Below are 24,633 nucleotides of genomic sequence, written 5' to 3' on the forward strand. Positions count from 1 at the left end.
GATCAATCAAATAATTTGTGATTTTCAGGATGATGCTAAGCCCTCAAACTGGCCGCAGTCAAATCTTCGATGGACTGCAGCATGGCCACTTCTTTCGTTTTGAATTCAAAAAAGGCGCCCGCGCTCGGCGGCGGGCATCGCTGGAAAGTGCTGGGCGTCGGCGTCGCGGCGAACGCGAGCATATCGGCGGCGGCGACGGGATTTCCGACGACCGCAGTGTGGGTGCGCACCGCCTACCATCTGAGCAACGGGCATCTGGGTGTCGTGCTGGGTGCGCTGGGTTTGGGCGTCGCGCTCTCGGAATTGCCGTGGGGCATATTGACCGACAAGTGGGGCGATCGTCCCGTTTTGCTGACGGGCCTGTTCTCGACGGCTGCTGTGCTCGTCGCGATGACCCTGTTCGCGACGCCCGCCACGGCGAGCTTCGGCTGGCTCGTCTTCGCGATGTGCGTGCTCGGCATTCTGGGCGGCAGCGTCAACGGATCGAGCGGGCGCGCGGTGATGGCGTGGTTTGGCGAAGGCGAGCGCGGCCTCGCGATGAGCATTCGCCAGACCGCCGTGCCGCTGGGCGGCGGCATCGGCGCGGCGGTGTTGCCGTGGCTCGCGTCGTCGCATGGCTTCGGGGCCGTATTCGGCGCGCTGGCCGCCCTGTGCGCGCTGTCTGGTGTGTTCGCCTGGCGCTGGCTGCACGAGCCGCCCGAGACGACACATCGGGCGATTCGAAGCGAAATTGCCGCGCCGCTGAGGAACGGGCTGGTCTGGCGGGTTGTGCTCGGCATCGGCGTGTTGTGCGTGCCGCAGTTCGCGGTGCTGAGCTTCGCGACGATTTTCATGCACGACGCCGCGCGCTTCGGCGTGAGCGCGATCAGCGCCACGATGGCCACGCTTCAGCTCGGCGCGATCGCAATGCGGGTCTGGAGCGGCCGCCACACCGACCGGCACCGCAATCGCCGGGCGTACTTGCGCGTCTCGACGATAGCCGCGTGCGCGTCGTTCGTCGCGCTCGGTGTCGCGACGGCGCTCGGCGCAGTCCGGATGCCTGTGGCGCTGGCTGCGATGCTGATCGTGGCGGGCGTGTGCGTGTCGGCCTGGCACGGCGTCGCGTACACGGAACTGGCGACGCTTGCGGGCGCCGAGCGCGCCGGCACTGCGCTCGGCATGGCGAACACGGCCGTTTTCGCCGGCTTTTTCCTCACACCGCTCGCCATTCCGCTCGTGCTCGCGATCGGTTCCTGGCCGCTGGTGTGGTTCGCGGCGGGCCTGTGCGCGTCGCTCGCGTGGCCGTTGTTTCCGAGGCCCGCGCGCGCTTAAACTGGCCGTCCACCTCATCTCGACAATGCGGAGCCATCTTGATTCTGATCGGCCAATACGATTCCCCGTTCGTGCGGCGCGTCGCCATCGCCCTCGAGCTGTACGACATGGCTTTCGAGCATCGCCCATGGTCGACATTCGGCGATGCCGACAAGATCGCACCCTACAACCCGCTGTGCCGCGTGCCGACGCTCGTGCTCGATTCAGGCGATGCGCTCATCGAAAGCACGATGATCCTCGACTACCTCGACGAGCAGGCGGGCGACGCGCGCGCGATGGTCGCATCGAGCGGCCCGGAGCGCCGCGAGGCGCTGAAGGTGTGTGCGCTCGCGACAGGCCTTGCCGACAAGGCGGTCGCGCTCGTGTACGAACGTGTGCTGCACAAGGAAAAATCGCAGGCGTGGCTCGATCGCTGCACGGGACAGGTCGAGCGCGTTCTGAACGCGCTGGAAGCGGACCGCGCCACGCGCGCGACACCCTTCTGGTTCGGCGACGCGATCGGTCACGCCGATATCGCCGTGGCCTGCGCGCTGCGCTTCGCGCGCGAGGCGCACCCGGAGATTGTCAGCTCGACGCGCTGGCCGACGCTCATCGGCCATAGCGATCGCTGCGAGATGCTGCCCGTGTTCAAGGCGATCGTGCAGCCGTTCAATCCGCCGAGATAAAGATTCAGGCGCGCGCGAGCGAGGTGAGGTCCCAGCGCGGCTTCACGGTGAACGCGTAATCGCGCACGGCCTGCTCCGGCCAGCGCGACAGCCGCAGCGCGCCCGCGAGCGCGATCATCGCGCCGTTGTCGGTGCAGAGCGACAGGTCGGGGTAATGAACGTCGAAGCGACGTTTTTTCGCCGCCGCCGACAGCGCCTCGCGCAACTGCCGGTTCGCGCCGACGCCGCCCGCCACGACGAGCCGCTTCAGTCCCGTCTTCTTCAACGCGGCGAGCGATTTGGCGACGAGCACGTCCACCGCGGCATCGACGAAACCGCGCGCGAGATCGGCCTTCGCCTGCTCGCAGACGTTGTTGCCGAGCTTGCGGCTCTGCGTGAGCACGGCCGTTTTCAGGCCGCTGAAACTGAAATCGAGATCGCCGGAATGGAGCATCGGACGCGGCAGCGCGACCGCGCACGGCGTGCCGAATTCCGCGAGCCGCGAGACTTCCGGTCCGCCCGGATAGCCCAGGCCGAGCAGCTTCGCGGTCTTGTCGAAGGCTTCGCCGGCGGCGTCGTCGAGGGTTTCGCCGAGCGTCTCGTAGACGCCGACATCGGTGACGCGCATCAACTGCGTGTGCCCGCCCGACACGAGCAGCGCGACGAACGGAAACGGCGGCGGCGCGTCGACGAGCAGCGGCGACAGCAGATGCCCTTCCAGATGATGGATGCCGACGGTCGGCTTGTCCCAAGCCATCGCCAGCGAATTCGCGATGCTCGCACCGACCAGCAGCGCGCCCGCGAGCCCCGGTCCCTGCGTGAACGCAATGGCGTCGATGTCGCCGCGCTGCGCGCCGGATTGTTCGAGCACGTCCTCCAGCAGCGGCAGCGCGCGACGGATGTGGTCGCGCGAAGCCAGTTCAGGCACGACGCCGCCGTAGTCGCGATGCATCGCGATCTGCGAGTGGAGCGCGTGCGAGAGCAGGCCACGCCCGGTGTCGTAGAGGGCGAGGCCGGTTTCGTCGCAGGAGCTTTCGATGCCGAGAACTAGCATGGGAGTAACGCTTTGGAGGGAACAAAAAAGTATAGCAGCGGCGCACTTTTTGCGTTCCGTGGTCCGAGGCGCTAGCGGGCGCAGCGGTTAAAATGCGCGCCATGGAATCCTTCGATATCGCCGTCATCGGCGCGGGCGCAGCCGGCATGATGTGCGCGGCCGTGGCCGCTCAGTCCGGGCGCCGCGTCGTGCTCATCGACCACGCCGAGCGTCTCGCCGAAAAAATCCGCATCTCTGGCGGTGGGCGCTGCAATTTCACCAACATCAATGCGCAGCCGGCAAATTTTCTGTCTGCGAATCCGCATTTCTGCCGCTCCGCGCTCGCGCGCTATACGCCGCGCGATTTTCTCGCGCTGCTCAAGCAATATCGCGTGAAGTGGCATGAGAAGCACAAGGGCCAGCTTTTCTGCGACGACTCCAGCGAAACCATCATCGACGTGCTGAAAAGCGAGTGCGATGCGGGGCGCGTCGCGTGGCGGCGTCCGGTCGCCGTGCACGAGATTCGTCACGACGGCGCGCGGTTCGCGCTCGACACGACCGCGGGCGCGATCGGCGCCGCGGCGCTCGTGATCGCGACGGGCGGCCTGTCGATTCCGAAGATCGGCGCGACGGATTTCGGTTATCGCGTCGCGAAGCAGTTCGGCCACACGCTCGTCGAGACACGCCCGGCGCTCGTGCCGCTCACGTTCACGTCCGCCGACTGGACGCCGTTCGCGGCGTTGTCGGGGCTTTCGCTGCCGGTGCGCATCAGCACCGGCAAGGGCAAGACACGCGGCGAATTCGACGAGGATCTGCTGCTCACGCATCGCGGCGTGTCGGGGCCGGGCGTGCTGCAGATATCGAGCTACTGGAATACGTCGGAGCCGATTCACGTCGATTTGCTTCCCGATGCGGATGCCACCGACATGCTGATCGACGCCAAAGCAGGCTCGAAGAAGCAGATCGGCAATTTTCTCGCCGAGCACGTGCCCGCGCGTCTCGCGCACGCGTGGCTCGAAGCGCAGCGCGTGCCGGTCGATGCACGCCTCGCCGATCTGCCCGACCGCACGTTGAAGGCGATCGGCGCGTCGCTGTCCGGCTGGACGCTCACGCCGAGCGGCACCGAAGGCTATCGCAAGGCGGAAGTCACGCGCGGCGGCGTCGACACGCGCGAGCTTTCGTCCGCGACGATGATGAGCGAGCGCGTCGCCGGGCTCTATTTCATCGGCGAGGCGGTCGATGTCACCGGCTGGCTCGGCGGCTATAACTTCCAGTGGGCGTGGGCCTCGGGCGTCGCGGCGGGCAAGGCCGCCGCCGAGCATGCACGAGACGCGACGAACACCGCCTGAGCAGGCCCGGCCGGGGGTTTTGGCGAGTCTCGAAATGCGAACCCGTTTGCTATACTCAGACGGTCATCGGAGGATTCTCTCCGCTCTGGCAGGCGCTTGAACGGTTATCGCGGCACGGGTCGCTGCATACCTTCGCTGCATCGCCGAACGGCCCGCTAATAGTCCCGCTTGAGGAGGCGTTCCCAAGCGGGTTTTTACTTTCGCGGGATAGCCGGGCGCCGGCCGGAATTCAAACTTTCGCAATTGCACCGGGTGAACGATGAGCCTCAAAGACCAGATCAACGACGACATGAAGACTGCCATGCGCGCGAAGGAAACCGAGCGCCTCGGCACGATTCGCCTGCTGCTCGCGGCCATCAAGCAGCGTGAAGTCGACGATCGCGTCACGCTCGACGATGCGGGCATCACCGCAGTCATCGACAAGATGATCAAGCAGCGCAAGGATTCGATCAGCCAGTTCGAAGCCGCGGGACGCACCGATCTCGCCGACAAGGAAAAGGCGGAACTGGCGGTGCTCGCGGCGTACATGCCCGAACAGCTTTCCGCCGACGCGATCGCCGCCGAAGTTCAGGCCGCCGTCGCCGCGACGGGCGCCGCCGGCCCGCAGGACATGGGCAAGGTGATGGGCGTGCTGAAGCCCAAACTCGCCGGCAAGGCTGACATGACCGCGGTCTCCGCGCAGGTGAAAGCCGCTCTCGCCAAGTAACGTCCGCTGCTTCTGATTCGGTGATTCCGCACGCTTTCCTGCAGGATTTGCTCAACCGCGTCGATATCGTCGACGTGGTGGGCCGCTACGTCCAGTTAAAGAAGGGCGGCGCGAACTTCATGGGCCTGTGCCCGTTTCACAACGAGAAGAGCCCGTCGTTCACGGTCAGCCCGACCAAGCAGTTCTATCACTGCTTCGGTTGCGGCGCGCACGGCACCGCGATCGGCTTTCTGATGGAGCACACCGGCCTCACGTTTCCCGAGGCCGTGAAAGAGCTCGCGCAGGGCGCGGGGCTGACGGTGCCGCAGGAGCCTTCGAACTCGTTCCGTGGCGGTGGCGGCGACAGCGCACCGAGCAAGGCGGTCAGCGTCGCGCTGACGGACGTGATGCAGACCGCGTGCGATTTTTATCGCAAGCAACTGCGCGGCGCGCCGAACGCTATCGCCTATCTGAAGAAGCGCGGTTTGACCGGCGAAGTCGCCGCACGTTTCGGACTCGGCTATGCGCCGGATGGCTGGCAGAACCTCGAATCGGCATTTCCCGATTATCGGGATGAAAACCTGGTCGAATCGGGACTCGTGATCGTCAGCGAGAAAACCGATTCGCAGGGACAGGCGCGTCGCTACGATCGTTTCCGCGAACGCGTGATGTTCCCGATCCGCAACGTGAAGGGCAACGTGATCGGTTTCGGCGGACGTGTGCTCGACGGCGGCGAGCCCAAATATCTGAACTCGCCCGAGACGCCGCTGTTCAGCAAGGGCAGCGAGTTGTACGGCCTCTTCGAAGCGCGTCTCGCGATTCGTGAACTGGGGTACGTGCTCGTCGTCGAAGGGTATATGGATGTCGTCGCGCTCGCGCAGCTGGGTTTTGCGAATGCCGTGGCGACGCTCGGCACGGCCTGCACGCCGGTTCACGTGCAAAAGCTGTTCCGCCAGACGGATACGGTCGTGTTCAGTTTCGACGGCGACTCGGCCGGCCGGCGCGCCGCGCGTCGCGCGCTGGAAGCGGCGCTGCCGCACGCGGCGGACAATCGGACGATCAAGTTCCTGTTCTTGCCGAAGGAACACGATCCCGACAGCTATGTGCGCGAATTCGGCACGGATGGATTCGGCGAGCAGGTCGATCGGGCCATGCCGTTGTCGCAGTTCCTGCTGAACGAGGTGCTGAACGACAAGGAACTGGAGCAGCCCGAAGGCCGCGCGAAAGCGCTCTTCGACGCGAAGCCGTTGCTTCAGGCATTGCCGGCGAATGCGCTTCGCGTGCAGATCCTGCACATGCTGGCGGACCGGCTCGACACGCCGTTCACCGAGATCGCCGCGCTGTGCGACATCGATTCGCGAGCGGCCGCCGTCGCGCGCGCGAACGTACCGAAGAGCGAGCGCCGCCGCGTGACGGGGCAGGAACAGCGCGCGCTGCGCAACCTGGTGATGTACCCCGGCATGGCGGCTTCACTCGATCAGGAAAGCGAGCGCACCCTCGTGACGATGACCGAGCACGGCGAACTTTTCGGTGAAGTGATCTCGCATGCGCGCGAACTGGGAGATGCCGCGGAATTCCAGTTGCTGTCGGAGATCTTGAGAAATGCAGCAAACGCGCCCACGTACGACGATATCTTCCAGGAAATTCTCGCCTATGATGAAAACGTTCGCGATTTGCTGATGCGCGACCCGTCCGATGAAGATGCAGCGCAGCGAGTCGAGGAACAGAAGCGGCTGCTGGCGGAGGAATTGCAAGCGACCGTCGTGAAGCTGCGGCATGACAGCTACCGCGCGCGTCTGGATCAACTGGCCAGGCAATCCAGCCTGTCGGCGGAAGAGGTGGCGGAGTTCTCGGAATTGTCGGCGAGAGTCGCGCAGATCAAAGCCAGGCGGGGCGCGAGCCCGGATGGCGGAAGGTGAGAATGCTATAATTAAAAGTTCAAAGCGAATTGCTTTTTGTCAACTGTTCGAGTGCTTTTTTGTCGGTTTTTCACGGCAGATGGGCGGCAGCGATCGAGCAATTGGCAAAGCGTATTTGACATTGGTTTTGCGTAGGAAGGTAGGCAGGAAGGCGCTGTCTGAATCGGCTGTCCGGAATGCGGCGCGCTGCGGCATACGTGGCGCGCGCCGCATAAGTCACACGAAACGGGCCGATAAGCACGCCGACGTACAGACGGGCATAAGGGAAGCGGCTGCTATTGAGGGTAGGGCGAGGAGACGATTCACACTCGTTCGAACCGCGATGGCGCTCCGGGCAGGGCACGCAGGACGAAGCAGCGTGCGCGTATTGGGTATTCACGGTTCCATCGGCTGTTGTCCAGCAGCCGCGAGTCGAGACTAAAGCCGGTATGGCGAACTCCATGACGAAAAAGCTGAACGATGTATCCGTCGAAGACGACGCAATGCAAAACGCAGAGTCTGGCGCCGCTCCGGCGGCGAAGGTCGAAAAGGCCAAGGCCCGCGATCGCCGTGCGAAAGAGAAGGCGCTGCTGAAAGACGCGTTCTCGTCGAGCGCGCCCGGCACCGTCGAGGAACTGGAGGAGCGGCGCGGCAAGCTGCGCGCGCTCATCAAGCTCGGCAAGGAGCGCGGCTTCCTGACCTACGGCGAGATCAACGATCACCTTCCGGACAACTTCACGGAAACCGAGGCGATCGAAGGCATCATCAGCACGTTCAATGACATGGGCGTGGCCGTGTACGAACAAGCGCCGGATGCCGAGACACTGCTGCTGAACGACAACGCGCCGAATGCCTCGTCCGACGACGAAGTAGAGGAAGAGGCCGAAGTCGCGCTGTCCACGGTCGATTCAGAATTCGGCCGCACGACCGACCCCGTCCGCATGTACATGCGCGAGATGGGCACCGTCGAACTCCTGACGCGCGAGGGCGAAATCGAGATCGCGAAGCGCATCGAGGACGGCCTCAAGCACATGGTCATGGCGATTTCCGCGTGCCCGACGACCATCGCCGACATCCTCGCGATGGCCGAGCGCGTGCAGAACGAGGAAGTGCGCGTCGATGAACTCGTCGACGGCCTGATCGATCCGAACGCCCAGGACACGGACGGCTTCTCCGAGCAGGAAGCGGAAGCCATCGAGTCGGAAGACGAAGAGTCGGAGGAAGAGAGCGACGAGGAAGAGGAAGAAGAGGACGACGGCAGCGCGCAAGCCAGCGCCAACGCCGCCCAACTCGAAGCCCTCAAGCTCCAGTCGCTCGAGAAGTTCGCGCTCATCAGCGAATGGTTCGACAAGATGCGCCGCGCCTACGAGAAGGAAGGTTACAAGTCGAAGGCCTATCTGAAGGCGCAGGAAGCGATCCAGACGGAGCTGATGAACATTCGCTTCACCGCGCGCACCGTCGAGCGCCTGTGCGATACGCTGCGCGCGCAAGTGGACGAAGTGCGCCAGGTCGAGCGGCAGATTCTGCATACGGTGGTCGACAAGTGCGGCATGCCGCGCGCCGAGTTCATCACGCGTTTCCCCGGCAACGAGACGGATCTCGAATGGTCGGACAAGGTCGTTGCCGAAGGTCATGAATACAGCGCGGTGCTGGAACGCAATATTCCGGCGATTCGCGAGCAGCAGCAACGTCTGCTGGATTTGCAGGCGCGCGTCGTACTGCCGTTGAAGGATCTGAAGGAAACCAACCGGCAGATGGCGGCGGGCGAGTTGAAGGCGCGTCAGGCGAAGCGTGAGATGACAGAGGCGAATTTGCGTCTCGTGATTTCCATCGCGAAGAAATACACGAATCGCGGCCTGCAGTTCCTCGATCTGATCCAGGAAGGCAACATCGGCCTGATGAAGGCCGTGGACAAGTTCGAATATCGTCGTGGCTACAAGTTCTCGACATACGCGACGTGGTGGATTCGTCAGGCGATCACGCGTTCGATTGCCGACCAGGCGCGCACGATCCGTATTCCGGTTCATATGATCGAGACGATCAACAAGATGAACCGAATCTCGCGGCAGATTTTGCAGGAGACGGGTCTCGAGCCGGATCCGGCGACGCTCGCTGAGAAGATGGAAATGCCGGAGGACAAGATCCGCAAGATCATGAAGATCGCGAAGGAGCCGATCTCCATGGAAACGCCGATCGGCGACGACGACGACTCGCATCTCGGCGATTTCATCGAAGACACGAATACGGTGGCGCCGTCCGACGCGGCGCTGCATGCGTCGATGCGCGATGTCGTCAAGGACGTGCTCGATTCGCTGACGCCGCGTGAGGCGAAGGTGTTGCGCATGCGATTCGGCATTGAGATGAGCACGGATCACACCCTGGAAGAAGTCGGCAAGCAGTTCGACGTAACGCGCGAGCGGATTCGCCAGATCGAAGCGAAGGCGTTGCGCAAGTTGCGACATCCGAGTCGGTCGGACAAGCTGAAGTCGTTCCTCGAAGGCAACTGACGGGACTTGTCTTGAGCGGCGTTGTGAGGCAAACTCGCTACCCTTCGTAGTTGCCTCGCGCAAAGTTCTGAAGTAACGGAAAGCGCCGCTCGGCGCTTTCTTTTTGCCCTCTGCCAGCAAAGGGCCGGAAGCTTAACTGGTATAAGCTGTCGACTCATAATCGACCGATAGTGGGTTCGAGTCCCACCCGGCCCACCAGCACTTACTTAAAACTATCAAAGGGTTAGCGTCGTTTCGGTCCCCGGCCGGAGCCTTCGGGGACACTTTGGGGACCCTTCGGGGACGCGGGTGGGTGACGTCACCCACGCGGGAAAACCGCCGTTGGGGACCGAGTGGGTCGCGTTACCCACTCGGGCCTACCACGGTGACTGCCTTGCACAGCCTGGGTTTGGCACCTAGGCCAACGTACAGCCGAGCGAGCGAATAGCGGTCACCGGCTACGTCGCCTCAAAGACGACAATCACCGCCGTAGAGGTGGCCTGTTTGGATCTCCTGGTGAGACTTCAGACGGCGTCTGGCCGAGACACCGTTGTCGACCCCTAGCCGCCGTTCGGTCCGTCATGACCTCAACGTCCGCTTCCAAGGTCGAACAGACATCCGCTCGCACAAAACGACTGCCGCACTACAGCCAAAGCTGACTTAGCACGCCGCTTCAGGTCCGGAAATCAATGGTCTTCGCGGCGATCAAATCTCGCAGAGCGCTGATCTCCATGGACGGCTTTTCCGTATGAAGCATTGCATGACAGTTGGGACATACTGGGCGCAGGTCTTTAATCGGATCAACCTGGTATTCGGCGCCGATCGTGGCTAGATCGACAACGTGATGCACATGAATGAATCCACGCCCGAGTTCTCCGTATTTCGCCTCAAAGTCAAACCCGCATGCGCAGCATTTGCAACCGTAGTGCGCAATCGCGGTGGCCCTTGCGGTCGGGTCTCGTTCGTAGCGATTGACGAGCACTTGCGTTACTGCACCTTCGTAATGCGTCTTGGACCACACAAGGTCGTCGGGATAGACGAAATTAACGGGGCTAGCGGCGAGCAACATCTGATAAAGCGCGCGTTGGCTCTTGCGGAAAGCGGGCCTACCCCGTCGTACGCTTTCGTTTTTCTCCCAGAACTCGATATTTTTGAAAACCGCCTGCAGCGCCAACGCCCTCTTCGCTAAACCGTGCTCCGCGGTGATGGCTTCAACGTAGACGGTCACGGCAAGATCGCTTAGTGTCTTTTTGTAGAGAATGCCGTCGAGCATCGCCGGATAGGCCTCTGTAAACTGCGCGGCCGTATAGGGCTTCGCACCGAGTTTTTCGATGACGAGTTGATCTCCGGCACTCCGCGGCAGATTTCCACGAGCAACGTCACGCGCAATGCCGTACGCGATCTTCACTTCGTCTTCGGTAAAGTCCTCACGATTGGGCATATTTGTCCAGCGCCATTTAAGATACCGGCGATTTGCTTTCCCAACTCTTGGATTCAAGCACTACGGCGATGTTCTCGTTGTCTTCTCCCCAAAGAGTCTCTTTCATGCGCCAATAGTAAAAGTGCGCCGTCCGATCGCGTGAAAGTGCTTTCTTACCAGCATTCCCTGTCTTCGTATACAAGACGATCAAGTCCCCAGTTTTAACCACAACGTCAGGAAACCAGTAGGCGCTTTTTGCTCCGGATAGAGGACCACCGTCGTTCGACCGTTTGGATCGCAAAATTACATAGTCGCCGATGTTAATATCATCAAGCGCCCGAAGGACTATTCTTTCTTTGGATATATCACCGATGTCGGCAAAGGACTGAATTTCGAGCTTCATCGGGTGTTCCTAAATTTGGATACGAAGCTTCCCACGACCATGGCGAGGCCGCCAAGACCACCAATACAAAACAGCCCCCAATTGCCCCAGGCGGTCGGCAACAACCCGATAGCCATGCATCCAACACCAAGTAGCGTCGATTGCAAGACGTCGAGAGACATGATGCGTTTCAGTGACGACTCTGCAACCACCAACTTTTCACGCGTATCGTGGTAATCCTGCCGATATCTTTCTAGTTCCAACACTCGGGCTTCTGCTCTATCGAGTCGATCGAGAACGAGCTTTTGTACGCCTGGGTGATTGAGGTCCGCGAGTTGGACCACCCGGTCTACGCCAGACAGTGCATCTCTCTTTGTCGGTTCCTCGTTACCGATCGGAGTTGCGCCGCTGTCATCCGGTGCTTGTTCCTTCAGATCCATCGCTAACGCCTTTCTCCTGTATGTGCCAAGGGTTCCTTGAGCCGTCGCTGAGCAATTGTAATGGGTCTAGACCAGGAGAAAGAAGGATTCGGTGCAACGGCCTCTTCATGTGCCTCTCGCTGACCGGGGAAGATGCATCCCCGACGATGTATCATCACCCGCAGTTCCTGTGCGACGGGTGGTTCGTCAAGGAGATCATCCGGCATTTCCTTGCAGGGATGCGGCAATCCCGTGGCTGGCTAGCCCTCAACATTCCGCCATTGTGGGTTGGCGACTGACCGACATCCATAAATTCATTTGCCTGAGCTATGGGCTGTCCTGATCACGTAGCTGGACATTCAATGGTAATTTCGTTGCGGATAGCGAGTCCAAATGGCTGGCTAGTTGGGTGTACCAATGCCGGTCCTGACCTTCCGAATGACCGTTTGTTCAGCGGAGCCGACGTGCCGACGTCCGAACGATGGGGCAAATGAATGACCCCTCATGGCCGGTAGCCGCACCACACGGACGGCGCTCACGCCACGGTCTGAGAGACGGCTACGATAGCTTCGAGGTACGCGATAGCGCCAACGGGTCCGTCAGCGCATTCTCCAGCCGCGCCATTTCGAGATCGTTCTGGCTGCCGTCGATCCATTTGGCATACGTCCTGAGAAACATCTCGACGGTGTGACCGAGCTGGCGCGCACAGAAGGCGGGGGTCATGCCGGCCATGAGCATGCTGGTGGCGTAGGAGTGGCGCATGTTGTAGGGGCGGCGGTAGCGGATGCCGAGGCGTTTGAGTATGCGCGCCCAGAACACGCGCTGAAATGCCTCCTCGCTGTGCCACGGGCGGGCCGTGCGCGGGTCCTGGAACACCCGGGCGCCGGCGACTTGCGTGAAGGCGCGCTGGCGCTGCAGGGCGGCGTGCGCGCGGCTGTTCAGGCGCACGAGGCGCGCCTCGGCCGTCTTGGTGCGGTGCTTCTCTTCGCCTGCGACGAGCACGCGCTCGATCGCGATGGTGTTGTCCTTGAAGTCGACGAAACGCCATTCCAGCCCGTTGATTTCCGAGGTGCGCAAGCCGGTCCAGAACCACAGTTCGATGTAGTTGTGGATCTGCGGGTCGACGTTGGCGGCCTCCGCGATGATCGCCTCCGACTCCTCGCGCGAGAACGGGTCGGTCGGCTGGCGCTGGTGCTTGGCGCGCGAGACCGATTCGGCCAGGTTGGTCGCCATCAGTTGGTCGGCGACGGCGACGGAGAGCACCAGACGCAGCACGGAGACGTAATTGTTGATGGTCTTGCCGGAGAGTTCGCGGCGGCTGGCGATAGCCGTGAGGATATGCGAGAGCTTGAGCGCGGCGAGCGGCAGGGTGCCCAGCTTGCGGGCGCGGTTGTCGCAGATGGCGCGGCACCAGAACTTGACGGCGGCGTCGTAGCCGATGCGCGTGGAGGTTTCGATGCGGGTCATGGCGAGCCATTGCGTGAGCCAGGCTTCGACGGTGAGTTCGGCGGGCGATGCGCTTTTCGGCGTGCGCTTCGCGGAGGCTGGCTTTCCGCGCGTCACGTTGACGGGCGCTTCGCTTGCCGGCGGCTTGATCGCGGGCGCTTCGATGGCCGGCATGGGCGTCCCTGGTATTCGCTTGACCGGCGTGGCGCCTTCGGGGAAGTACTCGGCCATGTCGAAGGTACCGGCTTGAATGCCCTTGCCGATCTCGGCGATGAGCCGGTTGGCGTACTGGATGTTGGCGGGCGTGGGCAACACGGCCGCGCCTTCGACCATGAGTGTGCTGCGATAGCGCACGCCCTGCGCAGTGAAGCTCAGGCGAATGGAGGCCGCGCGGACCTCTACGCCTCCTGTCGTTCTACCCATTTCTGAAATCCCTGCAATGAAATAAAGATGGCACCGTCTGGCGCGCGGCGGTATTCGCGGTTTTCGAGCCATCGTCCCTGTTCGATCTTGCGGCGGATGGCTTTCTGCGAGAGACCCGTGAGCGCGGCGGCCAGTGCCACACTCACGTAGTTGCCATGCGATGGCGCGGTCGCGACCGGTGCGTTTCGAATCGTTCGCATGATCAGTGATCCTCTTCATCGAGTGCGGGCCGCGCGGTCCCGACGCTGCCCCCGTGTGGGTGCCAAGGGACGGCGACTGTACCGTCGGGTGCCGCGAACAGCCACTGGATTCGTCTATTTCGTCCTTTCCTGAACATACCGCCCGAGGGTGACGTGTCGGCTGGTGCGGTGCTTACTGACCCGTGTCCGAACGCCGGCGTCGGGTGGCGCGCTGCAGGTAGCCCATGCCCGCCCGAAGATGTTCGAGATCGCGCTCGACTTTGCGCAGGCTGCGCCAGTCCGAAGGCGTGAGCGAGACGATGATGAAGTCGCCGGTGCCGCGATGACGCACGCGCACGTGGTGATCGGTGCGTGTGACTTCCAGTCCGGGATAGCGCGCGAGCAACTTGCGCACGTTCTTGTCGGGCACGATTACTCTCATGACCGTTGAACGTCGTCGTCGTGCGCCTGCGCGGCGAAGTCCGCCGCGATCTGCCCGGAGAGTTCGTACAGTTCTTCACGCTGTTGTTCATCGGCCACCGAGTCGATCAGCTTTGACGCCGCGGTGAGCTCCGCGAGGTCTGCCGCGCGATTCAGTCGCTCGACGACTTGCGCATAGGTGAAGCTCAGCGGCGACGCTGATCCCTGTGGTGGGTTGGCGTCCGTGGAGACGCTGTATTTGCCGCGCGCGCCGCGCGAACGCTTCGATGAATGCGTGGCTTGGTTGAGTTCGGATGTGGATGCGGGTGTGAGTGCGGGGGCGTCGAGAGTGGGCACGCTTGCCGCCCCGGCGCGGATCGTCGCATTGATCGCCGAGACCGGATCGACGGCATCGGACACGGGCGCGAAGTGTTGTGCATCACGAGCGTCATCGCGCACGAGCGCCGCGCGCGCTGTCGCCGACATCGGCAGCCCCTTGCACAGGCGCTTGAGCACGCGCACCTTCGCCATCTCGTCAGTCCAGCTGTGCCACGGCGTGTCCTCGGATCGCGCTTGCGCGAGATCGCGGAACTTCTCCACCTCGCGCCACGGCATCGCCTCGAAATAGACGCCGCCATCCTTGGTGCGTGCAAACGCGTAGATTAAAACCGGCTGGGCATTTGATTGTGCGAAGTCCGGGCGGTGACGGAAGTGCTCGCCGTGTTCATCGACGAGATAGTCGAAGCGATCGGCGTTCGTCACGACGTGCGCGCCAGGGTCGCGCAACTCGCCCGACTGACGCACCAGTTTGACGAGCCCCCAGACCATTGGTTGCCAAGACGCGGTATAGCCGTTCGCGCGTTTGCTGAAGTACGGAACGATCGCGCCTTCGCGACCATCGGGCAAGAGCCCATCCTCGGCGGCCTCCATGCACGCGGCCAAGAGGCTGGTTCGATCGGCGCTCGCAAGCTTCTCGTTGGCGCTGACCGCTGTCAGCACGATGCGGCAGAAGCCACCCAAATCGATATGCTTGGGCAGCACGAACTCCAGCTCTTTGCGCTGTTTGTCGAGGTCGCCCCGGAACGCGGCGATGTTGGCATTGACAGACATGGCGCCTCCTCAAATGGCATCGATGCGCAGCGCCCACTTCGGCAGACGCAGCGGCTCGATCGCTTCGATGTAGCCGGGCCACCGATCATTGCGCAATGCCGCGGCGTAGCGCGCGGTGGCGCGGTCGGCCAGTTCGCCGCCGAGGCGCAGCGCATCGACCTCGATGACATAGCAGCGTGAGCCGAACGGCGGTTCGGTCTCGATGGCGATCCAGGCGAAGAAGGGCGGCGAGGCGTGTAGCGCATGTTCGACCGCGCGCCAGTAGTGCGCGGCTTGGGCGTGATAGGAAAAATTCGCGACAGAGCGCGCGAAGGCATCGGGCGTCGCATCGGCGGTGGTCTTCCGATCGATGACGCCGTGATCGGGGCGAAGTGCATCGAGCCGCGCTTTGCATGGAATATCAAATTGAGTGTCGCGCCAGAAAATCGATACCTCGCTGACGACATCCTTGAGCAGTACGCGTGCACCGGCGCTGGTCCAGACCGCATCGCGAACCCGTAGGGCGCGATCGTACTCGTCCTGCTTCATCGGCACGCGGCCGTTCAGGTTCGCTTCGAAGTCGGCCCAGATTGCCTTGTCGATGCTGGAGCGCCGTTCGCAGGCCGGCGTAATCGCGACGGGTGGCGCTCGATGCGGTTCGAGTACGAGCGCGTGAACGATGGTGCCAAAGGCCATCGCTGGAGTTTGTGCGCGCGCAGCCGTGCGCCAGACATGATAGTGGGCGGGCGAGCGCAGCAGCTTCGAGATGCCGGAGGCGCTCAGGGCCTCGATCGCGTGGTCCTCCGTGGCGGGCAGATTGACGTGCCGGCTGGCCGGCGCGCTCGCCGCGGCATCGGCACCGTCGCTGAAGGTGACTTCGGTCTCAGTCGCGGCCATGGTCGTCCCCGTGCAAAGAAAGCGAACGGCTGGCAAGCGCCGAGGTGATCGCCGTGATCGAGCCGCGACCGATGCCGGGGATGAGCAGCAGTTCGTGTTCACTCAGCTCGCAGAGTCGCGCAACGGAGCGCACGTCGGCACGGCGCAGCGAATGCAGGGTGCGTGGTTTGAGTCCGAGGGCACGAAGTGAGCGTGTTGGGTGCGTACAGCGTGTCGTGCTCGACGACACGGGGCCGGCGTCTTGACCAGTGGTGTTGGAAGCGCAGTCAGATATGAAAGGGGGACGCATGGGGAAACATCCGGAAAAGCAGGGCTAACACAGGGCACGATATAAATTCGTTAGCCTCAGTGCAAGAGAGACTTGTTCGAGTTGTCCAAAAATTGATTTGGATAACGAATCAAATTAAACGTCGATTAAAAAACAACTTTCTTGTTAAACGCTTGAGATGCCGACGAAAGCGCCAAGCAGGAATTAAACACGTATTTGTTGGGATCCCGAGAAACGACCCCAATGTAGGGATAAATACTGAGTAAGCGTGATATCGGAGCCGAGCGCGCCTTCAAGTCTTTCGAAGGTTCCTTAACCCGTGCTGTTGCGGCTCATCATGCTTCCAGCTGAAGCGCGGCCTTGCAACGCGAGCTGTTATAGAGCACAAACTGAAACAATCCGGCGATTTTCTGAAGTGCTGCGGGCGAACTCGTATCGACTCATTTCGACCGAGTCGATATGCGTGCCTTGGCGTATTCTTTGGAGTCGAGAGCGAAGTGGTTGGCGTCGAGCTGGCTGGGCCTCGATGGTGTGTCATTGTGATCCACATTTGCTGGGAGAAACGGCATGTGGTACTGGGAGAGCTGTGTCGCCAAGCGCGTGGACCTTAAGAACGACGAACTCAGCAGCAAGCTCAAATTGAAAGAGATCGCACGGCGCGCGCGTGTCATGCTCCACAGGCGCAGCAGTGAAGCGATTGAGGCGGTGGCCGCGAAGGTGGATGTCGTCATCGAACAGTACTTTGACGATGCCGGGTATCCATGCGATGACGGAGACTGCGCATCGCCCGGCTCTCGCCACGGCGTCATCGCCGATGCTGCAGCGTTGGCTGACGTAATCCGGAGCTACGACCTCAAACGTGATGCTGATTTCCCCAATGGCGAGGCGTACGAATATTTTGCCGTGCTCGCGCTCTGCCATGCGGTGCAAGCCGATCATATTCTAAGCCTCGCTCACGAGAAGGCCACTGCGGGCACACTCACGGACGACGTGACGTGTGCGAGGCAAACGACGGGCGTGATGGCCACGGATTGGATCGATGACCCGTTTACGTGGTGGCAAGAGGCCGGATACCACGCGCTGGAAGCAATGGAGGCGAGCTGCTGGGCCGAGCGATTCGCGCACGAAAGGACGCTGCGCGCGGTGGACGACCTCAACCGCCAGATTGCTGTAGAGGTGGCTCAAACTCAAGATCTGGAGGCGGCAACCAAGAAGACTATTTCCGAGACGGCTTCGAGAAATGCGGGAAGGAGACACGCGGGGACCAATGCGGCGAAACGGCGGGCGCATGAGCTGTTTAAGCGGCACCGGTCCGCGTGTGGCAGTCTGGAAGCGTTGGCCGAGGCTATCACGGAGATGATCGAGGTCGAAGCAAGAGGGCCGGACGTTGCGCTGCGTCCCGTTGCGCAGCGTACCGTCCGAAGGTGGCTGACCGACTTCGGTAAAAACGGACGCCCGCCGCACAAGCAGTAGCACCCGAGTTCGCCTGGGTCGCGATCCGAGCGACGCGCCGAATCGCGGCTGTGCAGCCTACACGCTGCGCGCAGCGAGCTTTTCAAGTCCCGATTTGCGGTATTTAATCGGTATCGCCTCAGGCATTTCACCCACGCCTGGTGCGATACCTTCCGAGTCTGACCGTATCGCGCCGCAGCCAGGAGCGATACCGTGTCAGCTTCTCCTCTTCCCGATGCTTTTGTTTTGTTCGACGCCTACCCCGACAGCGCCTTCGTCAACGTCAGGACGGTGGGCCTTCTGTACGGCTGCACGGCGCAGACGGTATGGCGTCGCGTGCGTAAAGGCGTGATTCCGGCACCGCGCAAACTCGGCGTCACCGCGCGCTGGAATGTCGGCGAATTGCGCCGGGCGCTCGTCGACCGAACCTCAGCAGATCGGTGATCCCGATGCGTGAGTTTGCCGAGCGCCTCATCATCCTTGCCGCGCTGAAAACCGCGCTCGAGAACAAGTTGCTTGTTGACGCCGAAGTGGACGGGCCGCGCGTGTCGCGTTTCGGCATCCATGATCGTGTTCTGGTCCCGTTATTCGAGTCGGTCGGAACCGGTTGAGTGTGTGCCGCCGATCACGGCGGCGAAAAAATGGCCGCACACAGCAGTACGGCCACAGACCCACGGGGAGTTCACTTGACGAAGGAGTTGTCGCAATGAACCCTATTAAGGATAGCACTACGAATCAAGCACTTCCAGTGCGACTGTCGCTCGACTACCCGTTGCGAGAGACTGCGAACGGCTCGGGCCAGTCTGCCTCCGAGGCCGCGCGCTCCGCGAACCACGCACCGCGGCTCGACGCCCGCGTGCCGCAAACGGCCAGCACTACGGCGGAGCTCTTTTCTGCGGGAATACCTCCGCTGTCGGAGTTACCGTACTGCCAGACGCCGCTCGTGGTGCGCGTGGCGGTCTCGCCCGCGCTGGCCGAACGGTGGCTCGGGAGCAACCATGGCAATCGCTTCGTGAAGCCGCGTCTGGTGCGTTACTACGCGCAGCAGATGAAGAGCGGGCGCTGGCGTCTGAACGGCGAGTGCATCAAGTTCGCCACCGACGGAAGCATGATCGACGGACAACATCGCCTGAACGGGGTGGTGCAATCCGGCGTGACGGTCGAGATGGAGGTGCGCGTGGGCCTCGATCGCGATGCGGCGCTGACCGTCGATACGGGTGCCGCGCGCACCGCGGCCGACGTCATGTCGATGCGCGGCCTGACGCACTGGGAAGCGGACGCGCTGGGAGCGGCGATCAAGCTGCTCGTCAATCATGAGCGCGGCGGCGCGATGTGGACGGCGTGGCGCGGCGACAACCAGGATATGTTCGAGGGAGGCGCCGTGGGTCATGCGCTTGAGCACGTGGTCGGCGAAGATGCGTCCGTGGTCGCTCTCCAGAAAGGCGCGGATGGCGTCGAACTCTTCATCGGCGAGGCGTTCGATGGCGAGCATCGCGAGCGGCCAGGCGTCGCTGGCATGGCGGCCCATGCTCATGAAGAAGCCGAGGCGTTCGTTGCGCGGGGCGGGGATCGTGGTGTCGAGCAGGGCGTTCATGTGCGTGAGGTCGTGGTGCGTTGCGATGGGTTCACTGTCGCGTACCACCGCCAACCCATCGAGTGATTTCTGCGGCCCTTCGCGATGTTCGTGCGACGGTGTCGGAACGATGCGACAGCGCGCGGAATGGACTCGACAGCCGTGGCATGGGATGAATCGCATCGCTGAGCGACGAGAACGCCGGCGGGTGGCCGGCGCTGCGCGCAAGAAGCGGTCTTATTCCGGTGCACGGTTGGACAGGCCCAGCAGGTATCCGCCCCGTGTGGCGTGGGCGTAGCCGGCGCGCGTGTGAACGATGCGTTCGCTGTGCTTCAGGCCGTAGGTGAAATACAGCACCTCGTCGACCTTGCGGCCGTGCGCGTCGTAGAGCGCATCGCCGGCCTTCAGCCGGGTGTGCTCGATGCGGTGCACCTTCTGCACCGGTACCTCACGCGCGCCTTGTCGAACAGCTTCGGCGCGGTATCCGCGCGCCTCGTCGAGCGTGTGGGCATGCACCCGGTTGAGGGGATCGACCCAGACCGTGTGGCCGTCTTCTGAGCGGTATTCGGCGACCGGCGTGCTGTCGTGCATCGAGTGGCCGGTCTTGCCGGTGCGGTGGTAGTGGCGGTGGTCGAACGCGATCGTCTGCGTGTCGACTTCGATGGCGTGGCCGATCACGAGCGGATGCGGATCGAGTTCGATCGCGTTCCGAGCGGTGTTGGCTATTGCGTTCATGCTTCTGACTCCGTGGGTTGGGGTGACCGCATTTACGCTCTGCTCGCGCACGGAAGCGAGTCAATTCGACGAGGCTGTGGCAACCGATCGAAAGAGCATGATCGTGAGCAACGTGCGAGCTGAACATCGAATACCACGTTGACTACGTCATAGATTGAACAATGCCGCGCAGCAAGTTCACGCCAGCGGTGGCGCAGCGCCAGCTGGTGCTGAAGCTCGCTGCGTGTGGCACCTCGGTATCGGAGATTTGCGCGCTGGTGATGGATGCGCGGGGTCGACCTGTGAGCGAGCAGACGTTGCGCGCGCACTTCGCGCAGGAGCTGCTTGAAGGCACGGTACGCGCCAACAGCAACGTGGCGCAATCGCTCTACAACAAGGCCACGGGCGGCGACACCATCGCGGCAATCTTCTGGCTCAAATGTCGTGCGCACTGGAAGGAGACCGCGCAGGCGGTCGAGTTGTCGGGCGCGAACGGCGGGCCGCTGCTGGTGCAGTCGATGAGCGATGCCGAACTCGAAGCCATCGTTGAGAAAGGACGTCAATCCCGTCGATCGTGATGCGGCGGCGGCTGAACTGCTGACGCGTCGTCGTGCGCGAGCGGGCATCCTCGAGAACGCGAACGCGATCGAGGTGCCGGGCCGGCCGGTGAGCGGTGATGCAGGTGACGACACGGACGCTGACATAGACGGGGCCGACGACGAGCAGTTCGAGCCGTTGTCGGCGCCGTTGGCGGCGCCGTTGGCGGCACATCATCGGTTGATCCTGGAACGCGTCGATGCGATCAGCCGCACGCCGCACGAACGGCTGATGGTCTTTACGCCGCTGGGTAGCGACAGGTTGACCTACGCGTCGATGGTGTTTCCCTCGTGATATCTTGGTTCTACAGAATCAAGCTCGACGGCGATCGCCTGACGTGCCGAATCGAATAAGGTGAAGTGAAACGAATTGCTCGATGCGGTCACGACTGGGCCAGCCGCATGCGGGTGTTTGGCGGCGAGGCGGCAACGTTGTCGGTCGCGGTCATGAGCTCTTTTCCGGATGTTGGTGCGATCAATGCGGACTGGCCGTTGCCGTGGGCAGCCCCGCGGCAGGCAGGCCCGGTGGCGGTCCGCTGTCGGCGAGACCGAATACCGGCATCGAGCTCGGGCAGCGGAACGTTCTCAGGACATCGCTCGTGAGCGGATTGGCAACGCTACCGGTGCTGTCGATATCGAGCACCGCCTTGCGTCCATCGAAATCGAAGGCAACGCGTGTCTTTCCTGGCGTGGCCGTCTCCACGACGTGCCCCTTTGCCAGCAGGCGCATCAACGCCCATGGGCCGTCGGCAGACGCGGTTGACGTCTCGGGGCGGATACGCGGGTTCGCCGTGATCTCGGCGTGTACGCCGCCGCGAGGGCCGGGCCAGCTAACCGCGAAAGGCGTGACCGGCCCGTGCTGGTAGAGCATCGTCTGGCCGTCGATGTCGATCGTGAGGCCGGTAATGGCGGGATCGAGCTCCGGCACTTGGAGGTTGGCTTTCCACGTCATCTGATTCTGGCCGGGGCCGCTGAAGAAGACATCACGGATGGCCTTTGCATGCTGGAACGGCTCAAGGTCCGGTCCCTGGACTGGCTCCGTCACACCGGGCAGCGTGCGGTAGCGCCACGGTTTCGCGGAGGTGTCGACGAAGGGAGCCAGCGTTTTGTTGAAGAAGTCGTCAATGACGCCGCCCTGCGCGAACACGCGCGTAAAGTCGTCGATGCTCACGTCGCGCGTGCTGCCTGGTGTGAACGGGTAGTTGCCCTCGATCGTGAGCCGGCAGGTATCGCCGATCACTGCACCCATCTGGCGTGAAAGCAACTGGCCGATGCCCTGATTGACCTCCTGCGACCCTTGTTGCGCAAGTTGCAGCAGCACGGCGCGCAAAGGCGCGGGCATCGTGTTCGCCGCCATCTTCAGCTTCGCGGCCGTGTCACTGGCGGGTGGCATGCTGTTGTTGCTGATCGCGTTATCGGCCACCGTAAGCGCGGTGTAGTAATCGTTCAACAGGTTGGTCACACCGTCCAGCCCGGTTTTGCCGGCTTGTGCCGCGGTATCGCCCGTGGCCTGAACCTCCGCGTTGCCGGTCACGACCTCGCGCAGCGCAGCAAAATGGCTGTCGAGCAGTTCGCGCTCGACCTGTTCCGACGCCCGGATGCCCAGCGCAGAGTCAGCCTTCTGGCTGATCTGGTCGGTCGCCTTCTGGAGCAGCGATCCGCCGGTTGCGGCGATTGGCTGCGTGAGCGTCGTTTCATGCACGGCCGCACGCGCGAGCCGCGCAAGAGGGGAGCCAGGTGCGGCAAAGCTGCGCAGCACCTGCAGGTTGAACGCGAGACTCGTCCCTGTCACCGTGCGGATGTCGCCGAGAAACGCATTCCACTGCTGCGCATACTCCGTCAGATATTCCCGGCGGATGGCTTCTGTCAGCGGATCGTCGGCACCAGTGGCCGTACTTACAAGCTCAGCAGTTTTTTTTTGAGCCTGATCGGCGAGGCCGCCGAGGTAAGAGCGCCCCATCACCCACGCATCGTCATCGCGCGCGACCTGCACGAACTCGGGCAGGCGCTTGTCGAACAGATTGCGGTAGCCGTCGAACGTGAAGAGGCCCGGCACGCCGCGCGAGAGCGGCGCGCCGCTTGCGCGCGTGAAGACGGTCCCCGCCTGGGGGCCCACCGCGCGGATCAGCGTGAACTCGTCGGGCGCCTCCTTCATCATGGCGGCCTTGGCCCGCTCGTAGAGCCGGTCGGTCGCATTGCTGCGGTCGAGGAAGGCGCGTGCCTGCTCGATCAGCGCGTCGTTACGGATGAGCGGCGACTGGACTACCCGACTGCCGGAGAATAATTGCTGGACGTGATCGATCATCGAGGCGCGACCGCCGAATACGGATGCGCTGTCGGTCTTCGCCCAGTCGTCGAGTACCCATGCCTTGACGTCGTCGGCGTTGAACTTCGCCTTGTCGTAAAGCATCAGATAGACACGCAGCGCCTCATAGGTCGCCTTCGGATCCTTGTTCGCGATCGACTGCGGAATCACGTCTTCCATCCGGTGGACGATCTGCGGCACCAGCAGGTTGTCCTTGAGCGCGTCATAGGTATGGCGGCTTTCCGTGATGATGTCGGGGGCCGTATAGAGACCGTAGCGGAAGGTGCTGTCGGGGTCCGAGAGGTCGAGCCCCTGGTACGTCGGCAGATAGCGCGCGGCGCTCAGCGTATCGGGCACGGCTTCCGGCTTCGGGTCGTGATAGAGCTGCGTCACGCGCGCGGCGAGCGCCTGCGCCTTGCGCGCGATGGCACCAAGGTAATCACTGTTATTGCCGAAGCTCACGCGCAGACCAATGGCGAGCCAGACGAAGAGCAGCAGGGCGAGCGCGTGGCCAATCAGGCGCAGCAGACGGAAGCGGAACTCCCAGCGCAGGTTCGGGCGGACGAGATGTGCCTCGGGAATGACGACCTTCGTGAAGAGGTCGTGCAGAAAGAAGCTTTCGCTGGTCGCCTCCCGCAGCGATTTTGCCGGCGACTTCATACCTGCGATCACCCGCTGCACGATGGTGCGCCGTTCGGCCACCGTCTCGCTGCCGGCCTGCTCCGCGCTCGTGAAGTACACGCCGCGTAGCGTCGAGTACAACTGCGTGTCATCGTAGCGTGAATCGAGAAACACACGCTCGATCAGTTCGATGAGCGGCGCGCTCAGGGCGGCAAACTCCTGCGACAGCGCGTCGAGCTTGCGGCGGTGGATCGGGTCGTACTCGTCCTGAAGACGGGTATTGACGCCGTTGTCGAGCCGCTGCCCGAGCTGGCACAGCTCCGAGCGGCACCGAGCGGCCACCCCTTCTTTCGCGATGGTTTCCTTGCCGTAGGGGAGTGTAAAACCCCACGTCTGGGCGCGACCCTCGGCCGTCAGCGAGGAGAAATATTCGGTAAACCCGGTGAGTTGGTCCATGCCGGTCACGACTAGATAGACCGGAAACCGGATGCCGAGCTCGCCGCGCAGTTCGGCCAGGCGCGCACGCAATGCGGCCGCTTCGGCCATGCGTTGGCTATCGTCCTGGCTCGTCAGTTCGGCGAGGTTGACCGCGAGCAGCGCACCGTTGATGGGTGCGCGCGGCCGGTGCGTCCGAAGCATGCCGAGAAAGCCGAGCCATTCTTCCGAGTCCATCCGCTGGCGAGCCTGCGCCGGATCGGCCCACGTAGTTGATGTGGTCGATGCTTGCGTCGCGTCGAGGGCTTTCCCATCGCCAGACTTCCCGTTCCCATTCTTTGTGTCGGTAGCCCTGCGCTCCGCGGGATTGCTGTTTTCCGGAGGCAGCGGCAACGCGTGTCCGGATGTGCCGTGACGGGTATAGTGGCCAGCCGTGTCGATCAGCACCGCATCGTTGGTCAGCCACCAGTCAATGTTGGCAGTTGGCTTCTGCGCGGCGCCTGCGGCACGCTGCATCTGTTCGGCAACGGGGAAGGCGAGACCCGCGTTCAGCAGGGCGCTTGCCCTGCATGTCATCCAGGCGCGTGG

General features: G+C 62.8%; 23 protein-coding genes, 1 tRNA gene and 1 pseudogene. 13 read left to right on the forward strand and 12 right to left on the reverse strand.

Annotation, left to right across the window (positions count from 1 at the left end; all coding sequences use genetic code 11):
• Window positions 1-81: 81 nt before the first annotated feature.
• Window positions 82-1,311, forward strand: coding sequence for an MFS transporter (locus tag U4Y90_RS04760; RefSeq protein WP_321792768.1), 1,230 nt, complete (start codon window positions 82-84; stop codon window positions 1,309-1,311).
• 38 nt (window positions 1,312-1,349) lie between these two features.
• Window positions 1,350-1,976 carry a glutathione S-transferase family protein gene (locus U4Y90_RS04765; protein ID WP_321792770.1) on the forward strand — a complete coding sequence of 209 codons (627 nt, stop codon included), beginning with the start codon at window positions 1,350-1,352 and terminating at the stop codon, window positions 1,974-1,976.
• Window positions 1,977-1,980: 4 nt separating this feature from the next.
• Here the strand turns inward: U4Y90_RS04765 and tsaD are convergent, their stop codons facing one another.
• Window positions 1,981-3,009: a tRNA (adenosine(37)-N6)-threonylcarbamoyltransferase complex transferase subunit TsaD gene (gene tsaD / locus U4Y90_RS04770; RefSeq protein WP_321792772.1), complete on the reverse strand. Its 1,029-nt coding sequence runs from the start codon at window positions 3,007-3,009 to the stop codon at window positions 1,981-1,983.
• Window positions 3,010-3,110: 101 nt separating this feature from the next.
• Here tsaD and U4Y90_RS04775 point away from each other — a divergent pair, with 101 nt between their 5' ends.
• The 5 genes from U4Y90_RS04775 to U4Y90_RS04795 all read left to right on the forward strand — a co-directional run bounded on the left by U4Y90_RS04775 (window position 3,111) and on the right by U4Y90_RS04795 (window position 9,625).
• Window positions 3,111-4,337: an NAD(P)/FAD-dependent oxidoreductase gene (locus tag U4Y90_RS04775; protein ID WP_321792774.1), complete on the forward strand. Its 1,227-nt coding sequence runs from the start codon at window positions 3,111-3,113 to the stop codon at window positions 4,335-4,337.
• A 259-nt stretch (window positions 4,338-4,596) separates the two neighbouring features.
• Complete coding sequence (locus tag U4Y90_RS04780) at window positions 4,597-5,043, forward strand: GatB/YqeY domain-containing protein (RefSeq protein ID WP_321792776.1); 447 nt, start codon at window positions 4,597-4,599, stop codon at window positions 5,041-5,043.
• A gap of 20 nt (window positions 5,044-5,063) precedes the next feature.
• Window positions 5,064-6,941, forward strand: coding sequence for a DNA primase (gene dnaG / locus U4Y90_RS04785; protein ID WP_321792778.1), 1,878 nt, complete (start codon window positions 5,064-5,066; stop codon window positions 6,939-6,941).
• A 428-nt stretch (window positions 6,942-7,369) separates the two neighbouring features.
• A complete protein-coding gene (rpoD, locus tag U4Y90_RS04790) occupies window positions 7,370-9,427 on the forward strand; it encodes an RNA polymerase sigma factor RpoD (protein WP_321792780.1) in 2,058 nt (685 codons plus the stop codon).
• 121 nt (window positions 9,428-9,548) lie between these two features.
• Window positions 9,549-9,625: transfer RNA gene (locus U4Y90_RS04795), tRNA-Ile, on the forward strand.
• Between the two features lie 454 nt (window positions 9,626-10,079).
• On the opposite strand, the gene U4Y90_RS04800 is transcribed toward U4Y90_RS04795, so the two are convergent.
• The 9 genes from U4Y90_RS04800 to U4Y90_RS36080 all read right to left on the reverse strand — a co-directional run bounded on the left by U4Y90_RS04800 (window position 10,080) and on the right by U4Y90_RS36080 (window position 16,370).
• The gene (locus U4Y90_RS04800; protein ID WP_321792782.1) at window positions 10,080-10,847 is read right to left on the reverse strand and encodes an HNH endonuclease; all 768 of its coding nucleotides are present in this window, start codon (window positions 10,845-10,847) and stop codon (window positions 10,080-10,082) included.
• A gap of 16 nt (window positions 10,848-10,863) precedes the next feature.
• Complete coding sequence (locus tag U4Y90_RS04805) at window positions 10,864-11,229, reverse strand: hypothetical protein (RefSeq protein ID WP_321792784.1); 366 nt, start codon at window positions 11,227-11,229, stop codon at window positions 10,864-10,866.
• Complete coding sequence (locus tag U4Y90_RS04810; RefSeq protein ID WP_321792786.1) at window positions 11,226-11,648, reverse strand: hypothetical protein; 423 nt, start codon at window positions 11,646-11,648, stop codon at window positions 11,226-11,228. Before U4Y90_RS04810 ends, U4Y90_RS04805 begins: the two co-directional genes overlap by 4 nt.
• Before the next feature lie 537 nt (window positions 11,649-12,185).
• Entirely contained in the window at window positions 12,186-13,496 is a 1,311-nt protein-coding gene (locus U4Y90_RS04815) for an Arm DNA-binding domain-containing protein (protein ID WP_415749292.1), read from the reverse strand.
• Window positions 13,472-13,696 carry an excisionase gene (locus U4Y90_RS04820; protein WP_321792790.1) on the reverse strand — a complete coding sequence of 75 codons (225 nt, stop codon included), beginning with the start codon at window positions 13,694-13,696 and terminating at the stop codon, window positions 13,472-13,474. The genes U4Y90_RS04815 and U4Y90_RS04820 overlap by 25 nt, the downstream gene beginning before the upstream one ends.
• 172 nt (window positions 13,697-13,868) lie before the next feature.
• Window positions 13,869-14,117 carry a hypothetical protein gene (locus U4Y90_RS04825; protein ID WP_321792792.1) on the reverse strand — a complete coding sequence of 83 codons (249 nt, stop codon included), beginning with the start codon at window positions 14,115-14,117 and terminating at the stop codon, window positions 13,869-13,871.
• Window positions 14,114-15,205, reverse strand: a complete 1,092-nt coding sequence (locus U4Y90_RS04830; protein WP_321792794.1) for a recombinase RecT — start codon at window positions 15,203-15,205, stop codon at window positions 14,114-14,116. The genes U4Y90_RS04825 and U4Y90_RS04830 overlap by 4 nt, the downstream gene beginning before the upstream one ends.
• Before the next feature lie 9 nt (window positions 15,206-15,214).
• Window positions 15,215-16,081, reverse strand: coding sequence for a PD-(D/E)XK nuclease-like domain-containing protein (locus U4Y90_RS04835; RefSeq protein ID WP_321792796.1), 867 nt, complete (start codon window positions 16,079-16,081; stop codon window positions 15,215-15,217).
• Window positions 16,068-16,370: a DNA-directed RNA polymerase subunit alpha C-terminal domain-containing protein gene (locus tag U4Y90_RS36080; protein WP_415749293.1), complete on the reverse strand. Its 303-nt coding sequence runs from the start codon at window positions 16,368-16,370 to the stop codon at window positions 16,068-16,070. The genes U4Y90_RS04835 and U4Y90_RS36080 overlap by 14 nt, the downstream gene beginning before the upstream one ends.
• A gap of 546 nt (window positions 16,371-16,916) precedes the next feature.
• On the opposite strand from U4Y90_RS36080, the gene U4Y90_RS04840 reads away from it, so the two are divergent.
• The 4 genes from U4Y90_RS04840 (at window position 16,917) to U4Y90_RS04855 (ending at window position 19,461) form a co-directional block, all read left to right on the forward strand.
• Complete coding sequence (locus tag U4Y90_RS04840; protein WP_321792798.1) at window positions 16,917-17,822, forward strand: hypothetical protein; 906 nt, start codon at window positions 16,917-16,919, stop codon at window positions 17,820-17,822.
• Between the two features lie 192 nt (window positions 17,823-18,014).
• Window positions 18,015-18,245 carry a transcriptional regulator gene (locus U4Y90_RS04845; protein WP_321792800.1) on the forward strand — a complete coding sequence of 77 codons (231 nt, stop codon included), beginning with the start codon at window positions 18,015-18,017 and terminating at the stop codon, window positions 18,243-18,245.
• Between the two features lie 5 nt (window positions 18,246-18,250).
• A complete protein-coding gene (locus U4Y90_RS04850) occupies window positions 18,251-18,412 on the forward strand; it encodes a hypothetical protein (protein ID WP_321792802.1) in 162 nt (53 codons plus the stop codon).
• A gap of 95 nt (window positions 18,413-18,507) precedes the next feature.
• Window positions 18,508-19,461: a hypothetical protein gene (locus tag U4Y90_RS04855; RefSeq protein WP_321792804.1), complete on the forward strand. Its 954-nt coding sequence runs from the start codon at window positions 18,508-18,510 to the stop codon at window positions 19,459-19,461.
• A 150-nt stretch (window positions 19,462-19,611) separates the two neighbouring features.
• On the opposite strand, the gene U4Y90_RS04860 is transcribed toward U4Y90_RS04855, so the two are convergent.
• On the reverse strand, window positions 19,612-20,109 hold the full coding sequence (locus U4Y90_RS04860; protein WP_321792806.1) for a hypothetical protein: 498 nt from the start codon (window positions 20,107-20,109) through the stop codon (window positions 19,612-19,614).
• A 161-nt stretch (window positions 20,110-20,270) separates the two neighbouring features.
• On the opposite strand from U4Y90_RS04860, the gene U4Y90_RS04865 reads away from it, so the two are divergent.
• Together U4Y90_RS04865 and U4Y90_RS04870 are read left to right on the forward strand one after the other, a co-directional pair.
• Window positions 20,271-20,666 (forward strand): hypothetical protein, encoded by a 396-nt coding sequence (locus U4Y90_RS04865; protein WP_321792808.1) that lies wholly within the window; start codon window positions 20,271-20,273, stop codon window positions 20,664-20,666.
• A complete protein-coding gene (locus U4Y90_RS04870) occupies window positions 20,635-20,979 on the forward strand; it encodes a hypothetical protein (protein WP_321792810.1) in 345 nt (114 codons plus the stop codon). The genes U4Y90_RS04865 and U4Y90_RS04870 overlap by 32 nt, the downstream gene beginning before the upstream one ends.
• Window positions 20,980-21,159: 180 nt before the next feature.
• Here the strand turns inward: U4Y90_RS04870 and tssM are convergent.
• Window positions 21,160-24,612 (reverse strand): annotated as a pseudogene (gene tssM, locus U4Y90_RS04875) (type VI secretion system membrane subunit TssM); the annotation flags it as partial.
• Between the last annotated feature and the right edge of the window lie 21 nt (window positions 24,613-24,633).

The organism is Caballeronia sp. J97 (genome assembly GCF_905220305.1).
Lineage (GTDB): Bacteria > Pseudomonadota > Gammaproteobacteria > Burkholderiales > Burkholderiaceae > Caballeronia.

What these genes read in the sequence shown, in the direction of transcription:
- U4Y90_RS04825 (WP_321792792.1), bottom strand. Translation starts at nt 14,117, where the DNA reads ATGAGAGTAATCGTGCCCGACAAGAACGTGCGCAAGTTGCTCGCGCGC.
- U4Y90_RS04855 (WP_321792804.1), top strand. Translation starts at nt 18,508, where the DNA reads ATGAACCCTATTAAGGATAGCACTACGAATCAAGCACTTCCAGTGCGA.
- U4Y90_RS04815 (WP_415749292.1), bottom strand. Translation starts at nt 13,496, where the DNA reads ATGGGTAGAACGACAGGAGGCGTAGAGGTCCGCGCGGCCTCCATTCGC.
- U4Y90_RS36080 (WP_415749293.1), bottom strand. Translation starts at nt 16,370, where the DNA reads ATGCGTCCCCCTTTCATATCTGACTGCGCTTCCAACACCACTGGTCAA.
- rpoD (WP_321792780.1), top strand. Translation starts at nt 7,370, where the DNA reads ATGGCGAACTCCATGACGAAAAAGCTGAACGATGTATCCGTCGAAGAC.
- U4Y90_RS04830 (WP_321792794.1), bottom strand. Translation starts at nt 15,205, where the DNA reads ATGTCTGTCAATGCCAACATCGCCGCGTTCCGGGGCGACCTCGACAAA.
- U4Y90_RS04865 (WP_321792808.1), top strand. Translation starts at nt 20,271, where the DNA reads ATGCCGCGCAGCAAGTTCACGCCAGCGGTGGCGCAGCGCCAGCTGGTG.
- U4Y90_RS04840 (WP_321792798.1), top strand. Translation starts at nt 16,917, where the DNA reads ATGTGGTACTGGGAGAGCTGTGTCGCCAAGCGCGTGGACCTTAAGAAC.
- U4Y90_RS04775 (WP_321792774.1), top strand. Translation starts at nt 3,111, where the DNA reads ATGGAATCCTTCGATATCGCCGTCATCGGCGCGGGCGCAGCCGGCATG.
- U4Y90_RS04835 (WP_321792796.1), bottom strand. Translation starts at nt 16,081, where the DNA reads ATGGCCGCGACTGAGACCGAAGTCACCTTCAGCGACGGTGCCGATGCC.
- tsaD (WP_321792772.1), bottom strand. Translation starts at nt 3,009, where the DNA reads ATGCTAGTTCTCGGCATCGAAAGCTCCTGCGACGAAACCGGCCTCGCC.
- U4Y90_RS04800 (WP_321792782.1), bottom strand. Translation starts at nt 10,847, where the DNA reads ATGCCCAATCGTGAGGACTTTACCGAAGACGAAGTGAAGATCGCGTAC.
- U4Y90_RS04820 (WP_321792790.1), bottom strand. Translation starts at nt 13,696, where the DNA reads ATGCGAACGATTCGAAACGCACCGGTCGCGACCGCGCCATCGCATGGC.
- U4Y90_RS04860 (WP_321792806.1), bottom strand. Translation starts at nt 20,109, where the DNA reads ATGAACGCAATAGCCAACACCGCTCGGAACGCGATCGAACTCGATCCG.
- U4Y90_RS04850 (WP_321792802.1), top strand. Translation starts at nt 18,251, where the DNA reads ATGCGTGAGTTTGCCGAGCGCCTCATCATCCTTGCCGCGCTGAAAACC.
- U4Y90_RS04760 (WP_321792768.1), top strand. Translation starts at nt 82, where the DNA reads ATGGCCACTTCTTTCGTTTTGAATTCAAAAAAGGCGCCCGCGCTCGGC.
- U4Y90_RS04810 (WP_321792786.1), bottom strand. Translation starts at nt 11,648, where the DNA reads ATGGATCTGAAGGAACAAGCACCGGATGACAGCGGCGCAACTCCGATC.
- U4Y90_RS04780 (WP_321792776.1), top strand. Translation starts at nt 4,597, where the DNA reads ATGAGCCTCAAAGACCAGATCAACGACGACATGAAGACTGCCATGCGC.
- U4Y90_RS04805 (WP_321792784.1), bottom strand. Translation starts at nt 11,229, where the DNA reads ATGAAGCTCGAAATTCAGTCCTTTGCCGACATCGGTGATATATCCAAA.